Source organism: Microbacterium sp. Nx66, from assembly GCF_904066215.1.
Lineage (GTDB): Bacteria > Actinomycetota > Actinomycetes > Actinomycetales > Microbacteriaceae > Microbacterium > Microbacterium meiriae.
Genome location: NZ_LR880474.1, coordinates 194,206 through 208,910, shown reverse-complemented (window position 1 = coordinate 208,910; position 14,705 = coordinate 194,206). Strand labels below are relative to the sequence as shown.

At 70.7% G+C, this 14,705-nt stretch carries 10 protein-coding genes; 2 read left to right on the top strand and 8 right to left on the bottom strand.

Annotated features, from left to right (window positions below):
* Positions 1–75: 75 nt before the first annotated feature.
* From MICNX66_RS00940 to MICNX66_RS00910, 7 genes are all read right to left on the bottom strand, one after another.
* Positions 76–1,464 (bottom strand): hypothetical protein, encoded by a 1,389-nt coding sequence (locus tag MICNX66_RS00940; protein WP_187662941.1) that lies wholly within the window; start codon positions 1,462–1,464, stop codon positions 76–78.
* Between the two features lie 34 nt (positions 1,465–1,498).
* Complete coding sequence (locus MICNX66_RS00935) at positions 1,499–3,715, bottom strand: peptidase C14 (RefSeq protein ID WP_232089149.1); 2,217 nt, start codon at positions 3,713–3,715, stop codon at positions 1,499–1,501.
* Positions 3,712–5,475 (bottom strand): dipeptide ABC transporter ATP-binding protein, encoded by a 1,764-nt coding sequence (locus MICNX66_RS00930; RefSeq protein WP_187662940.1) that lies wholly within the window; start codon positions 5,473–5,475, stop codon positions 3,712–3,714. Before MICNX66_RS00930 ends, MICNX66_RS00935 begins: the two co-directional genes overlap by 4 nt.
* The gene (locus MICNX66_RS00925; RefSeq protein ID WP_197971862.1) at positions 5,472–6,320 is read right to left on the bottom strand and encodes an ABC transporter permease; all 849 of its coding nucleotides are present in this window, start codon (positions 6,318–6,320) and stop codon (positions 5,472–5,474) included. Before MICNX66_RS00925 ends, MICNX66_RS00930 begins: the two co-directional genes overlap by 4 nt.
* Positions 6,313–7,275 (bottom strand): ABC transporter permease, encoded by a 963-nt coding sequence (locus tag MICNX66_RS00920; protein ID WP_025104137.1) that lies wholly within the window; start codon positions 7,273–7,275, stop codon positions 6,313–6,315. Before MICNX66_RS00920 ends, MICNX66_RS00925 begins: the two co-directional genes overlap by 8 nt.
* A gap of 1 nt (position 7,276) precedes the next feature.
* Positions 7,277–8,812: an ABC transporter substrate-binding protein gene (locus tag MICNX66_RS00915; RefSeq protein WP_187662938.1), complete on the bottom strand. Its 1,536-nt coding sequence runs from the start codon at positions 8,810–8,812 to the stop codon at positions 7,277–7,279.
* A 132-nt stretch (positions 8,813–8,944) separates the two neighbouring features.
* The gene (locus tag MICNX66_RS00910; RefSeq protein ID WP_187662937.1) at positions 8,945–10,306 is read right to left on the bottom strand and encodes an MFS transporter; all 1,362 of its coding nucleotides are present in this window, start codon (positions 10,304–10,306) and stop codon (positions 8,945–8,947) included.
* A 152-nt stretch (positions 10,307–10,458) separates the two neighbouring features.
* Between MICNX66_RS00910 and MICNX66_RS00905 the strand changes: the two genes are divergently transcribed.
* Positions 10,459–11,109: a GntR family transcriptional regulator gene (locus MICNX66_RS00905; protein WP_060922906.1), complete on the top strand. Its 651-nt coding sequence runs from the start codon at positions 10,459–10,461 to the stop codon at positions 11,107–11,109.
* Between the two features lie 8 nt (positions 11,110–11,117).
* A complete protein-coding gene (locus MICNX66_RS00900; protein ID WP_187662936.1) occupies positions 11,118–11,960 on the top strand; it encodes an SDR family NAD(P)-dependent oxidoreductase in 843 nt (280 codons plus the stop codon).
* Between the two features lie 534 nt (positions 11,961–12,494).
* Here MICNX66_RS00900 and MICNX66_RS00895 read toward each other — a convergent pair.
* The gene (locus MICNX66_RS00895) at positions 12,495–14,648 is read right to left on the bottom strand and encodes a peptidase C14 (RefSeq protein ID WP_187662935.1); all 2,154 of its coding nucleotides are present in this window, start codon (positions 14,646–14,648) and stop codon (positions 12,495–12,497) included.
* Between the last annotated feature and the right edge of the window lie 57 nt (positions 14,649–14,705).

Here is a 14,705-nt window from a genome sequence, read left to right as displayed (position 1 = left end):
ACTCTATCCGGTTCGAATCGCGCAACTGGTTCGATTTCGGCCGGATATGGAGCAAAGTGGGCGATTCGAAAGGGGCTACCCCCGCAGTCCGGCCACCAACGACACGGCATGGGCCTCCAGGAGCTCCAGGGCACCGGGGGCCAGGGGCGTCTGCCAGGACTGATAGGCACCGCGGTCGTAGGCCTCGCGGGTCGGGAGGTACACGAAGCCCGGACCGTTCGTGAGGTTCATGACCACGATCGGCGTCTCCGGGAACCGCTCCCGCAGTGTCGTCTGCAGCCGGGAATACGCCTCGCCCGGATGCCCCAGGATCACGGCGTCACCGAGCCGCCAGGCCCACACCGGATGCGACACGGTCGGCCCCTCGATGTAGCCGTCGCGGAGGTTCCGGGCCCGTCCGAGACGCTCCTCCCGCGACCGGGGGTCGATGTCCTTCCACTCCTCGGCGAGCTCGTCCAGGGTGGGCAGGTCGCGCAGCGGCAGCTCGACCGACGAGACGACTCCCGCCGCCTCCTCGCCGCCGTCCGCCGGAGTCCCGGTCCAGATCGCGAGCGGAGCACCCGACTCCACGACCCCGTCCAGCGTCAGCTCCTCGCCCGGCACCGGAAGCCCGTCCAGCGCCGCGAGCACCGCGTGCCCGAGTGAACGTCCGTGCCGGTCGGCCACCGCGACGTCGCCGGTGTACTGCTCCCGCGGGGCCAGCTCGCCCGAGGCCCCCTGCACGAACAGGCACGGTGCATCGGTGGCGGCCTCCACGATCTCGCGCATCGCGCCGACGTAGTCCGGCGACACCTCCCGGTTCTGCCAGGCCAGGGTCGTCGGATGACAGGCGTAGTTCACCAGCGTCGCCCGCACCTCTCCGTCGATGCTGATCCGGCCGATCGTCACCGTGTCGTCGGCGGTGCCCTGCGGGTTGTAGCCGACGAGCGCGCGGCCGTCGAGGTCGAGCTCCCGCTCCGCCGCGAGGGTGCAGGTGCCCGTGGTCCACTCGATCAGTCCCGGTCGCGCGGTCTCCAGCGCCTCGCGCCCGGCCGCGACACCCGCGGCAGCGAGAGCCTCCAGGTACCCGGGGATGAGCTCGCCGCCCGGCAGATGCGCGTCCGCGGCGCACAGCACGGCCCCCGCGTGGGTGTGCGAGAGGGAGAGCATGAGCTGATCGGGCTCGAGGCCCAGACCGTCGAGGATCGCCCCGCGCACGCCCTGCTCGTCGGCCACTCGACGCCACCACGTGCCGTCCACCGCGAGCAGCACCCGCGGCCGCTCGTCCGCGGCCACTACCGTGAGCGCGGTCAGCTCGAACGGCCGGTGCGCCCCCTCGGAGCGCTCCCAGTCGGCCGGTCCCCAGTTCTTGGCGCGGATGCCGACGGGCGGGGTGATGTCGCGCCGGGCGACGCCGATGCGCGCCCGTGTGCGGGGGATGCGGATGCGGTCTCCGAGGTGCGTCGCCGCTGCGGTGTCGTTCACGCGTGGTCCTCCCTGATGTCCATGATGCCGTCCGTCACGCGCTCGCCAGCACGTCCGCGATGACGACGCGCGGTCCGGCTTCCGGCAGTGCGGTCTCGACGCCGCGTTCGACGGTGTCGCTGTAGAGCAGCGTCGACGGCTCGGCGAAACCGTTCGCCAGCCGCAGTCGTCCGCCGACGAACTGGCTGCCGGTGACGCGGGCGTGATTGACGCCCGCGCCGATGTCGAGGTGGGCAGCGCCCTTCGGCATTGTCGAGGTCACCCCGCTCACCCGCCAGGTGACGATGCCGGCGCCTGCGGCCCTGCTGAGCAGAGCCCCGTCCGCGCGCTCCGTGGACAGCTCGACCCCGTCCAGAGCGATGAGCTGATCCCGCACCGCTGTCGCGGTCAGGCGCACGTCGCGCACGGATCCGCCGCGGATCGTCACCTTCGATGCGCCGACCTCGAACGGGGCGCCGGCCGCCGGGCCGCTGAGACGACAGTCCACGAACTCGACCGGCCCAGACCCGCGCGCCTTGACCCCGTCGATCCCGGTGATCGTGCAGTCCACGAAGCGGACGGGAGCCGTGACCGGGGTCTGCACGAGCACCTGATCCTTGGGCAGCGCAAAGGTGGAGTCCTGGATGACGGTCGGCCGCGACGAGCGCTGCGACCGCTGGCCGATCGCCAACAGTCCCGCGGTGCACCCTCGCACCTGCGCACCGTCGGCGTTGATGGTCATGGTCGCCTGCGGGTCGAAGGTCGAGCGGCCGATCACGCGTACGTTCTCCAGCGTCAGATCGCTGATCTTCGTCCCGGCGACGAACCAGGAGCAGACGTGATCGCGCACCGTGATGCGCTTGGCGGCCGTGCCCCACTGCGCGCCGGAGTTGGCGATGTCCATCAGCCCCGAGTTGCCGATGAAGGTGAGGTCGTGCTCGTACTGGCCGTGCGTGGTGAAGGGATTGCCGCCCTGGTCGTCGCCGTCGCCATGACAGTTCTCGACGAGGCAGTAGGCGCTGGCGGTGAGGTCGTTCAGGTGCCGGGCGTTCGACGACGTGCAGTCGCTCACCCGGCCGTAGAGGCTGTAGATCTGCTGCGTCAGGTACCCCGCACCGCCGTAGAACACCGTCGGCGGGTTCTCGACCGAGCAGCGCTCCGTCGTGAAGTGCGTGTTCCACCGCCGCATGATCACGGGCCACCAGGTGCGGCTCGCGTGCACGTCGGCGACGTCGCAGTGGATCGCGTACTCGAAGGCGATCGGGTGGGAGCCGGTGAGCTCGCGAGAGTCGGGGAAGGAGCCGTCGGTGGGACCGTCGAAGGGACCGGCACCGAGGAACCGCATGTTCGCGATCCGCACGCCCGCGACCGGTGCCATCTGCCGCCAGATGAGCTTCCGCCCCGTGTCGAGCGGCCAGCCGTTGAGGTAATCGATGCGGATGTGGGTGCCGTCGATCTGCTGCGTCACCTGCACGAACCGCTGCAGCTCGCGCTCATCAGCCCCTCCTCCGGCGACGGGGTCGCACTGCACCGCCCACCACGAGTCCACGGGGAACCGGGACGCGTCCGGCACGGCGACCGCGTCGGTCAACTCCGGCCAGGCCTCGGCCAGCGCGTGCTCGACCGTGACGTCCTTCGGCACTCCGGTGAAGAACATCACGGCACCGAACGGGTTGTCGTGGGTGTTCTTCTCGATGCCGTCCGTCGTGATGACGTGTCCGCCGAAGTCGATCTCGACGTACGACCGGGTGAAGCGATGCCGACGCCGGAACAGGAGGTCGGTGCTCGCCTCGATGCGGCGGATGCGGGGATCGTTCACCATCGCCGCGAGCGCATCGTCGGCCGGCTTCTCCGGTCCTGTGATACCGAAGACCCGGAAGTCGACGGTGCCGTCGTGCTGCAGCACCCACCGGGTGTCGTGCTTCCCCGCGATCACGGTGCCGCCGTTGACCTTGGTCTTCGCGTTCTCGCTGCCCACGTACACGAGCAGTCCGGCGTCGCCGGGCTTCCGGTACCCGGCGACGACCGCCACCTCGCCGTTGCGGGCGCGGAGACGGGCCAGGTCGGCGACGGACTCCGCTCGCGTGACGTCCTTGGCGCCGGCGGCGACCGGCGCGGCCTGCGCCGGTGCGGTGCTCGCGAGAACGCCCGCCGTGCCGAGCGCGACCGCGCCGAGCCCGGCCATGAGCGCGCGGCGGCCGGTCGACCGCACCGCCGCGCCGGCGCCCGCGGCGTCCGTCGAGGGCCCCGTCTCCTGATCCATGGTGGTCATCGTCGTCCTCCTCGTCCTGCGAGCGCGGCAGGGACCGCGCCCGTCTGCCCGCCCTGGGCCTGCCAGAGCGCCGCGGCCTCCGCGCGCCGTCGGCGCTCGAGGACCGGGTCGGCGATGGGGATCGCCGCCATGAGCCCGCGCGTGTACTCGTGCTGCGGGTTCGCGAAGAGCGCGTCGCGCGCCCCGATCTCGACGATGCGGCCCTGCTGCATCACGGCGACCGTCGAGGACATGTACCGGATCACCGCCAGGTCGTGGCTGATGAAGAGGTAGGTGAGGCCGAGCTCCGCCTGCAGCTCCCGCAGCAGATTGAGAACCTGCGCCTGGATCGACACGTCGAGCGCCGACACCGATTCGTCGAGCACGAGGAACTCCGGCTCGAGCACGAGCGACCGGGCGATGGACACGCGCTGGCACTGCCCGCCGGACATCGAGCGCGGCAGCCGGTGCGCGAACTCCTCGTCCAGACGCACGCGGTGCATGGTCTCGCGCACCTTCTCGGCGCGGGAGGCCCGGGTGCCGATGCCGTGGGCGCGCAGCGGCGCCTCGATGATCTGCGCGACGGTCTGCCGCCGGTTCAGGGCCGAGAACGGGTCCTGGAACACCATCTGCATGCGCTTGCGCAGCCGCCGCAGCTCCTCGCCGCGGAGGTCGTGCGGGCGCTGCCCGTCGAAGACGACCGTGCCTCCGTCGATGCCGCCGAGCGCGAGCACGGCCTTCGACACGGTCGACTTGCCGGAGCCCGACTCGCCGACGAGCCCGACCGTCTCGCCGCGCCGGATCTGGAACGACACGTCGTCGACCGCGGTCACCCGGCGCCCGGAGCCGAGCGTGAACACCTTCGAGACGCCCTGCACGTCCACCAGCACGTCGCCGGACTCCCGCGCCCGATCCACCGCGCTGATCGACCCGGCCTCGGCGAGCGGCTCCGTCCCGCGTTCGAGCACCTCCGCGGCGGTGCGGATGGGCTGCTGCACGTCCACCGTGAGGTCGACGACCGCGCCGAGCAGCGCCTGCGTGTACGGATGCTCCGGGGCCGTGTAGATGCGGTCGACCGGCCCCTCCTCGACCACGCGCCCGTGCCGCATCACGTGGATGCGCTCGCAGAACCCGGCGGCGACGCCGAGGTCGTGCGTGATGAGCACGACCGCGGTCCCGTGGTCCTCCGCGAGCCGATCGAGGAGGTCGATGATCCGGGACTGCGTCGTCACGTCGAGGGCCGTGGTCGGCTCGTCCGCGATGAGCACGGCGGGCCGGGAGGACATGGCCATCGCGATCATGACGCGCTGCCGCATCCCGCCGGAGAACTCGTGCGGGTACTGGCCCAGACGCTCCTCGGGCAGCGGCACCCCGACCTCGGTCAGCAGCTCGACGGCCCGCGCGCGGGCGGCCGCCGCCGAGACCCGGTCGTGCAGCCGGATCGCCTCCACGAGCTGGTGCCCGATCGTGCGGACCGGGTTCAGCGACGACATCGGGTCCTGATAGACCATCGCGATCTCGCCTCCGCGCACGCGGGTCATCTCCCGCGGGCTCAGCGTGAGCAGTTCGCGGTCGCGCAGCCGGATGCTGCCGCCCAGGGTCGCCCCGTCGTTCAGCCGCATGATCGACAGCGCCGTGAGCGACTTGCCGGAGCCGGATTCGCCGACGAGGCCGATGCGCTCACCGGGCCGCACCGCGAACGTGATGCCCTGGACGGGCATGACGTCGCCGTAGGAGACGGTGAGATCCTGCACCTGCAGGACGGGCGTGAGGTCGGTCATCGGCCCCTCCCCTTCCGATCGCCGCCGAACTGGTCGGCGAGCACGTTGAGCAGCCAGATGGTGACGAAGATGAACAGGGCGGGGAACAGCACGTACCCGATGGACTGGTACATCTTCTGGTAGCCCTGCTGCACGAGCGTGCCCCAGGTGGCCTCGGGCGGCGCGATGCCGAGCCCGACGAAGCTCATCGACGCCTCCAGGAGGATCGCGTTGGCGGCGTTGATGGCCGCCTGCACGACGATCGGCCCCTTGGCGTTCGGCAGCACCTCGGCGAAGAGCAGACGGCGCCGGGTCGAGCCGAACGCCACAGCGGCCGTGAAGTAGTCCTCCTGCAGTTCGCTGAGCACCGACGACCGCACGAGCCGCGCGGTGGTCGGCGTGAGGAGCACCCCGATGATGACGGCGAGCTTGACGGGGTCGGCGCCGAACGCGGAGATGAAGACGAGCGCGAACAGGATCTGCGGGATCGCCATGACCGTGTCGGCGAGACGCATGAGGATCTCATCGACCCAGCCGCGTCCGAACGCCGCCGCCATACCCCAGGCGATCCCGAGGACCATGGCCACGAGCGTCGCGCCCCCGGCGATGAACACGGTGAGCTGGCCGCCGTAGAGCACGCGGCTGAAGAGGTCGCGGCCCAGCTCGTCGGTCCCGAAGAGGTGCGCGGCCGAGGGACCGGCGAACCGGTCGGACGACTGGGCCGCGGGGTCGTACGGGGCCAGGAGCGGGGCGAGCACGCAGGCGAGGACGATGATCGCCAGCAGCCCCAGCGGGATCCAGGAGGCGACGGCGAACCGCCGACGGGGGCGCGCGGAGCGCAGCGCGAGGGTGAGGGTGTCAGCCACGGCTGCTCCTTGCACGAAGACGCGGATCGAGCACCCCGTAGAGGAGGTCGACGATGAGCGTGGTGAGGATGAACATCGCGGAGATCAGCAGCACGACCGACTGCAGCACCGCGTAGTCCCGCTTGAAGACCGCGTCGATCGCGAGCGAGCCGAGTCCGGGGACGCCGAACACGTACTCCACGATCACCACGCCGCCCAGGGTGTAGCCGACGATCAGGCCGAGCATGGTGAGTCCGGGGATCAGGGCGTTGCGGAGCGCGTGGCCGAGCACGACGCCACTCGCCGACTGTCCCTTGCCCTTCGCGGTGCGGATGTAGGGGGCGTCCAGCACCTCGACCATCGAGGCCCGGAGGAAGCGCATGAGCAGCGGCGCCGCCGCGAAGGCGAGGGTGAGGCCGGGGAGGATCATGCGCACGAGGTTCTCGGCTGGGTCCTCCGCGAACGGCGTGTAGCCGCGGGCCGGCAGCACCTTGAGCTGCACGGCGAACACGACGATGAGCACGATGCCGATGAGGAACTGCGGAAGGGCCATGCCCGCGGTCGAGATCGCGGTGAGCACCCTGTCGACCACGCCGAGCGGACGCAGTGAGGCGAACACGGCAGCCGGGGTGGCGATGAGCACGGCCAGCAGCACCCCGATGAGCGTGAGCTCCAGCGTCGCGGGCAGGCGCTGCGCGATGAGCTCCGTCACCGAGTACTGGTTGAAGTAGGACTGGCCGAAGTCGCCCGTGAAGACGCCGCCGATCCACCGCAGGTACTGCTCGATGACGGGGGCGTCGAGGCCGGCCTCCTCCCGGAGCCGGGCGATGGTCTCGGCATCCACGCCCGGCGTCGAGCCGAGGCGGGTGATGACGGGGTCGCCCGGCAGCAGCCGGAGCACGACGAAGACGAGGAGCGAGGTGGCGATCAGCATCGCGATGCTGATCGCCACCCGCCGGAGGACGGAGAGGACCACGTCAGCCCTTCAGCTGCGCGCCCTCGAGGTGCAGCTGTCCGCCGCCCTCGACCCACACACCGTCGACCGCCGTGCTGGTGGCGGTGACGACCGTCGACTGCAGCGGCACGATGAGCGGCACCTGCTCGTTGATGATGGTCTGCACCGTGCCCCACTTCTCGGCCCGCGCGGTCTCGTCCGGCTCGGCGACGGCGTCGGCGAACGCCGTCTGGAAGTCGGGGTCGACCCAGTTGCACTCGCACCGCCCCTCCAGGTAGAAGTTCAGCGAGTAGGCCGGCTCGGGCGGGGTGGACTGGAAGTTCGGCACGATGTACCCGGGGTAGCTCTTGCCCGCGGGGTAGAACGCGTCGACCCAGGTGCCGATGTCGTTGTTGTCGATCTTCAGCGTGATGCCGATCTCCTTCAGGCTCGCCTGCAGGATCTCGCCGCTCGTGTTCCACTCCGGGTACTGTCCGGCCACGCCCCACCAGGTGAGCGTGCTGCCCTCGGTCACCCCGGCCTCGGCGAACAGCTCCTTCGCCTTGTCCAGGTCGTAGGAGTAGTCGGTCAGCTCGCCCCCGAACCACGGGTTCACCTCGCCGAGCGCGTTGTTCGTCGGCGAGACCGTGCCCTGGCCGTAGTAGGCGGCGTCGAGGATGGCCTCGCGGTCGATCGCGTAGGCCAGGGCCTGCCGGGCGCGCACGTCGTCGAAGGGCGGCGAGGTCGTGTCGATCTCCCACGAGGGCCACTGGCTCGGGTTCTCGGGCTTCACCAGGGCGATGTCGCCGCCCTCCAGACCCGCCACATCCCCCTGCGGCACCGACCACAGCACGTCGATGTCGCCGGAGCGGAGGCCGGTGACGGCGGCGGTGGACTCGGCGGCCTTCACGATCGTGATCTCGTCGAGCGCCGGCGCCTCGCCGAAGTACTCCGGGTTGGGGACGAGGGTGAGGCTGTCGTCGGGCGTGAAGGCGTCCACGACGTACGGCCCGGTGCCGATGGGCTCCTTGTCGATCGTGTCGAGCGCGTCGACGTCGATCATCTTCACCCAGACGATGCCCGCGGGGAAGGTCGCGATGGGCTCGGACAGCGTCACCACGACGGTCTTCTCGTCCGGCGCGGCGACGTCGGTGACCATCGAGATCTTGTTCTTCTCCTGCGTCGCCGTCTCCGGGTCGAGGTAGTAGTCGAAGGCGGCCACGGCGTCGTCGGCGGTGAAGTCCTCACCGTTCGAGAACGTCACCCCGTCGCGGAGGGTGAACGTCCAGGTCTTCTGGTCATCGGAGGCCTCCCAGCTCTCGGCGAGATCGCCGACGACCTCGCCGGACTCGTCGGTCGTGGTGAGGCCGTTCCACAGCAGCGGGAACAGCACCTCCTCCCACGCGAACGTACGGATGGCGGGATTGAGCTGCGGGATGCCCTGCGCGGCGGCGACGGTGAGCGTGCCGCCCTCCTGCGCCTGGCCGTCGGGGGTGGATGAGGTGCTGCAACCAGCGGTGATGAGCGCGGCGGTCAGCAGCACTGCTGCTCCGCCGAGCCGAACACGACGACGCGACATGGGTGCCTCCAAGGTCGGGTGGTGCTTCGGGTAAGGGTGTTGCGCTATAGCATGTAGCAAAAGCGGAGAGGCGTCTAGAGCGAACCGGGCCGGCGGGGTCACGTTCTCGTCACGACCGCCGACCCGGCCCGGTCATCGCCGGGCGGTGGACGCCTCGACGCCGAGGTCGGGCGCCGTCGTGAAGTCCGTGCGGCGGCTGAGCACGAAGGCGATCGTCGCCCCGAGCAGCGTGAGCCCCGAGATGAGGAGCAGGCCCCACACCGCCGACCCCGTGGTCTCGCTGATCCAGCCGATCGCGTAGGGTCCCGCGAAGCCGGCGAGGTTGCCGACCGAGTTGATGAAGGCGAGGCCGGCCGCGGCCGCCGTGCCGGTGAGCACCATCGGCGGCAGGCTCCAGAACAGCGGGGTGGTCGAGAAGAGCGCCGACATCCCGACGCACAGCGCCGCGAGCGCGAGCACCGGTGTGCCCTGCGCCGCGACCGCCGCGATGAGCGACAGGGCGGTGATGCTGAGCGTGATGCCGATCTGCAGCGGGATGTTGCCCTGCTTCCGGGCGGCGCGCTCCCACGGCAGCATCACGAGGGCGGCGCACAGGTTCGGCAGCGCCACGAGCCACCCGGTGGTGGAGTTCGAGAAGTCGCCCATGCTCTTCACGATGGTCGGCAGCCACATCCCCAGCCCGTACGCACCGAACACGACACCGAAGAAGAGCACGATGAGCGTCCAGAGGCGCCCGTTGCGGAAGACCTCGCCGAGACGAAGACGTCCGTGCCGCTGCTCGGTCGCCTGGGTCTCGGCGGCGAGCGTGTCGGTGATCCAGCGCTGCTCGGCGGGGTTCAGCCAGCGCGCGTCCTGGGGGCGGTCGGGGAGCCAGAAGAACACGACGAACGCGAGGAGCACGGCCGGGACGCCCTGCAGTAGGAAGACGAGCTGCCAGCCCTCGAGCCCCCACAGCCCGTGCAGCTCCAGCATCCAGCCGGACAGCGGCGCGGCGACCGCGTTGGCGATCGGGTTCGAGAGCACGAAGACGGCGAGCACCTGCGTGCGGTACTGCCGCGGGAACCACAGCGTGAGGTAGAGCAGCACGCCGGGGAAGAATCCGGCCTCCGCGATCCCGAGGATGAAGCGCGCGATCGCGAACTGCGTCGCGTCCTGCACGAAGGCGGTCAGCGCGGCGACGATGCCCCACGAGATCATGATGCGCGCGATCCACTTGCGGGCGCCGAACTTCTCCAGCAGCAGGTTGCTCGGCACCTCGAACAGCAGGTAGCCGATGAAGAAGATGCCCGCCGCGAACCCGAAGGCAGCCTCGGTGATCTGGAGGGCGGCGGTCATCTCCAGCTTCGCGAAGCCCGCGTTGTTCCGGTCGATGTAGGCGACGAGGTAGAGCAGTCCGAGGAACGGACCCAGCCTCCAGATCGCCTTCTTCATGGCGGCGGCTCCCACCGCGTCCTCCGCGGCGCGCGCCTGCGCGAGCGTCTCTCTGCCGGACATGACAACTCCTTCGTCATCGGTTTCGGGTTTTGCTATAGCATCTAGCACTGCGCGGATCCTGTCCAGTCCCGGCCTCATGCCATAGCATCGACCGAGCGAAGGAGCCCCCGCTCGACGAGCACCGGGCCGCGCGAGATCGAGAAGGGCCCCGGATGCGCAGCGTGTCGGATCAGAACATCGCCGAGCAGGTCACGGACGAGCTCCGGGCGGCGATCCACTCCGGAGAACTCGCCCCCGGCGAGCGCCTCGTGGAGCGCAAGCTCGCCGACCGTCTCGGTGTCAGCCACATCCCCGTGCGCGAGGCCCTGACCCGGCTCGCCGAGGAGCGCCTCATCACCCGCGAGCCCCGCCGCGGCGCCCGCGTCGCCCAGCTCAGCGCGCAGGACCTGGAGGAGATCTCGAGCCTGCGCATCGTGCTGGAGCAGTTCATGGCGATCCGGGTGCAGGAACGCTGGAACGACGAGTCGGCGGCCCGGCTGGAGGCCATCATCCAGGCGATGGCGGCTGCGGCGCCGGGCGACGTCGCCGAGGTCCTGCGCCAGGACCGCCTCTTCCACGAGACCCTCGCCGACCTCGCCGAGCACCGGTTCCTCGACGAGCTCAGCGCCCAGCTCCGCGGCCGGATCGCCGGGTTCATCCAGGCGGCCAACTCCGCGCTCGACCCCGCCGAGCAGGAGGAGCACGTGCGCAGTCACCAGCAGATCGTCGACGCCATCGCGACCGGCGATCCGGAGCAGGCGCGCGCCGTGATCGCCGAGCACGTGACCAGGGCCGTCCGTCGCATCACGCCGTCGGCCGAGTGAGCGCCGCCGTGGCCGCGCGCACCATCGTCCTCACCGGAGCCTCGGACGGGATCGGCGCCGCCACCGCCCGCCAGCTCGCCGGATCCCCGCACCGCCTGCTCCTCGTGGGCCGTTCACCCGACAAGATGCGGGCCGTGGCGGAGGAGGCCGGCGCGGAGTGGTTCACTGCCGACTTCGCGCGCCTCGACGACGTGCGCACCCTCGCCGCGCAGCTCGCGGACGCCGTGGGCGCGGCGGGCATCGACGTGCTGGCCAACAACGCCGGCGGCATCTTCGGCGACCGCACCCCCACCGTCGACGGGCACGAGAAGACCATGCAGGTGAACCACCTCGCCCCGTTCCTGCTGACGAACCTCCTGCTCCCGCAACTCCTCGCCGCGCGCGGCGCGGTCGTGAACACCTCCAGTGTCGCCCACCGCCTCTTCGGGCATCTCGACGTCGACGATCTCGACAACACCCGCCGATACTCCCCGAACAAGGCCTACGGCGACGCCAAGCTCGCCAACGTCCTGATGGCGAAGAGCCTGCACGAGAAGTTCCATGCGCAGGGGCTCAGCGCCGTGGCCTTCCACCCCGGCACCGTGGCGACGAACTTCGCCGCCGAGTCGTCGAGCATCATGCGCCTCGTCTACCGCACCCCGCTGCGCCGCCTCGTCCTCATCGGCAGCGACCGCGGTGGCGCGACGCTGCGCTGGTTCCTGGAGGGCACGCCAGGCGAGACCTGGATCTCCGGCGGCTACTACGACGAGCGCGTCCTCAGCACCCGCGTGAACCCGCAGGTGAACGATCCCGCTCTCGCCGAGGCCCTCTGGCGGCGCAGCGCCGAGCTCGTGGGTGTGTCCGAGGCCTGAGGAGGTCAGTCCCGCTGAACCCGGACAGCCCCCGGCGCCGCCCGGGCACAACTCCGGAGAACCCCGGCGACACGCCGTAGGCGGGGCCGAGGCGGCGGCGGATCGCGCCGCATCTCCGGAGTTATGCCCGGGGGATCAACTCACCCTGCCATGATGGTGCGCTTCCAGTCGGCCTGGACGACCGTGGGCGCCGGCGCCGCACTTGCCGCGACCACCACCCCGTCGCGAGAACGACCGTGACCAACAGGCCCTTCATCGCGGCCCTCATCCGCCGAAGCATCCGGACAGCAGGACGCAACCCGACTGGTTGCCCCCGGAGCCATCGGCCGGAATCGGCTTCCAGACGGCCTGGACCGACTGGGGCGCCGGTCCGCCTGCTGCCGCCACCGTGGCACCCGTGGTGAGCACACCGGCGACAAGCAGCCCCACCGCTGCGCCGCCCGGGCACGACTTCGGAGACCCCCGGCGACACGCCGTAGGCGGGGCCGGGGAGGCGGCGGGTCGCGCCGCAGCTCCGAAGTCGTGCCCGGCGGGTCAGCCGACGACGAGGTTGGCGGTGTCGACGACGCGGTCGCCCTCGCCGGGGAACGCCGTGCGGGTGACGCCGGCCTCCACGTTGCCGGTGTGCAGCAGCGTCGAGCCGGCCCCGAACGCGTCGTCGCGGAGCTCCAGGGCGCCGCCCTCGAACCGGTTGCCGACCGCGCGGTAGTGGGTCGCGCCGCTCGTCACGGCGACGTGCGTGGTCGCCCCCTCCGCGCGGAAGGTGCTGTCGGAGAGCGTCAGATGAAGTTCGCCCGCGCCCGACCGCGACACCGTCGTCCCACCCTTCGCCGAGACCTCGGAACCCGCGATCTCGACGACCTGACGGTCCTTCGATGCCGCCGCGATGCGGGCGTTCCGGAGCGTGGAGCCTTCGACGCGCAGCTTCGCCGTCGCCGAGGCGATGGGCGCGGCATCGTCCGCCGCGGTGAGGGTCGAGCCGCGGAAGGTGACCGCCCCCGGCCCATTGATCTTCATGCCGCCCACCCGGTCGAGCACCGTGTCGACGAAGGTCACGGGCGTCTTCACCGTCGCATTGGTGAGCTCGCCGGGAGCGACGAACGTGAAGTGCGAGTCGGCGATCACGGTCGGCCGTGCGGAGTTGTCGGAGGCCTGGGTGATGACGAGTGTGTCCGACGCGGTGCAGCCCCGCAGCTGCGCGCCGTCCGCGTTGATCCACAGCATCCCGGAACCTGAGAGCGATGGCTTGCCGATCACCTGCACGTCCTCCAGCGTCAGGTCGGTGATGCGCACGCGCGCGACGAACCACGAGCACACGTGCTTGCGGACGGTGATGCGCTTCGCGGCCGAACCCCACGCGGCGCCGGAGTTCGCGAACGTCATGAGTCCGGAGTTGCCCGTGTAGGTGAGGTCGTGCTCGTACTGGCCGTGCGTGACGAAGGGGCCCTGGTCGTCGCCGTCGCCGTGGCAGTTCTCCACGAGGCAGTAGGCGCTCGCGGTGAAGTCGTTGAGGTGCCGGGCGTTGGCGGTGTGGCAGTTGGCGACGTACCCGTACAGGCAGTAGATCTGCTGCGTCAGGTAGCCGGCTCCACCCCACGTGACGGAGGTCGGGTTCTTCAGCGTGCAGCTCTCCGTGGTGAAGTAGGTGTTCCACCGGCGCTGGATCAGCGGCCAGAAGGTCGCCGTGCCGTCGATGTGGTCCACGTCGCAGCGCACCGCGTACTCGAAGGCCAGCGGGTGCGACCCCGTGTACTCGTCCGTCCCCTTGCCGAGGAACTTCAGGTTCGACACCGTCACGTCCTGCACCGGCTTCACGTGCCGCCAGGTCATCGTGCGGTCCTTGCCGAGCGGCCAGCCGTTCTTGTAGTTCACGCGGATGTGCCGACCGTCGACGATCTGGGTCACCTGCACCAGCCGCTGCAGCTCGCGCTCCCAGCGACCCGACAGCGCGTTGACCTCGGCGGCGTACCACTCCCCGACCGCGAAGAACGAGGAGTCGGCGACGGGGAAGATGTCGGCGAGGTCGGGCACGTCCTCCCCGAGCTTCGCCTCCTGCACCGCGTCGGTCACCTCGCCGCGGAAGAACATGACGGCCGCGAAGGGGTCGTCCTTCCCGGCGTTCTCGATGCCCTCGGTCGTCATCAGGTGATTCCCGAAGTCGAAGGCGATGTTCGACCGGGAGAACTTATGGCGGCGGACGAAGTTGAGGTCGGTGTGCGCCTCCACGCGCCGCACGCGGGCGTCACCCACCATCGCGTCGAGCGCGTCGTCGGCGGGCGCGGAGGCGTCCATGATGCCGAACTTCCGGAAGTCGACCGTGCCGTCGTGCACGAGCACCCAGGCGCCGCCCTTGGGACCCGCGAGCACTGTGCCGCCGTTGGTCGCGGGGGCGTCCTTCTTCACGAAGCGGTAGAGCCCGTCGCCGCCGTCGCCAGGGGTCGCGTAGCCGCTCGTGCGCACGAGGTCGCCGTCCTTGGCCTTGCGCGTCGCGAGAGCGGTGGCGAGGCCTCCGTGGGCGACGTTCTTCGAGCCCGACGACTCCTGCGGCACGACGGGTCCCGCGGCCTGAGCGGCGGCGGGAGCGCCGATCGCGGCGACCCCGCCCAGGGCGGCGGCGCCGAAACCGGCGAGCAGCATCCGTCGACTGCGCATCGCCGCGGTCTCCGTGGTGGTGTCCAGCTGGGTCATGCTCATCCTCCTTGCGGCGTCCTCGCCGCGGTCAGGCGTCCGGCCCTCGGCCGGATC

Coding starts and splice junctions, on each gene's coding strand:
- MICNX66_RS00935 (WP_232089149.1), bottom strand. CDS start 3,715: ATGACCACCATGGATCAGGAGACGGGGCCCTCGACGGACGCCGCGGGC.
- MICNX66_RS00930 (WP_187662940.1), bottom strand. CDS start 5,475: ATGACCGACCTCACGCCCGTCCTGCAGGTGCAGGATCTCACCGTCTCC.
- MICNX66_RS00915 (WP_187662938.1), bottom strand. CDS start 8,812: ATGTCGCGTCGTCGTGTTCGGCTCGGCGGAGCAGCAGTGCTGCTGACC.
- MICNX66_RS00910 (WP_187662937.1), bottom strand. CDS start 10,306: ATGTCCGGCAGAGAGACGCTCGCGCAGGCGCGCGCCGCGGAGGACGCG.
- MICNX66_RS00905 (WP_060922906.1), top strand. CDS start 10,459: ATGCGCAGCGTGTCGGATCAGAACATCGCCGAGCAGGTCACGGACGAG.
- MICNX66_RS00895 (WP_187662935.1), bottom strand. CDS start 14,648: ATGACCCAGCTGGACACCACCACGGAGACCGCGGCGATGCGCAGTCGA.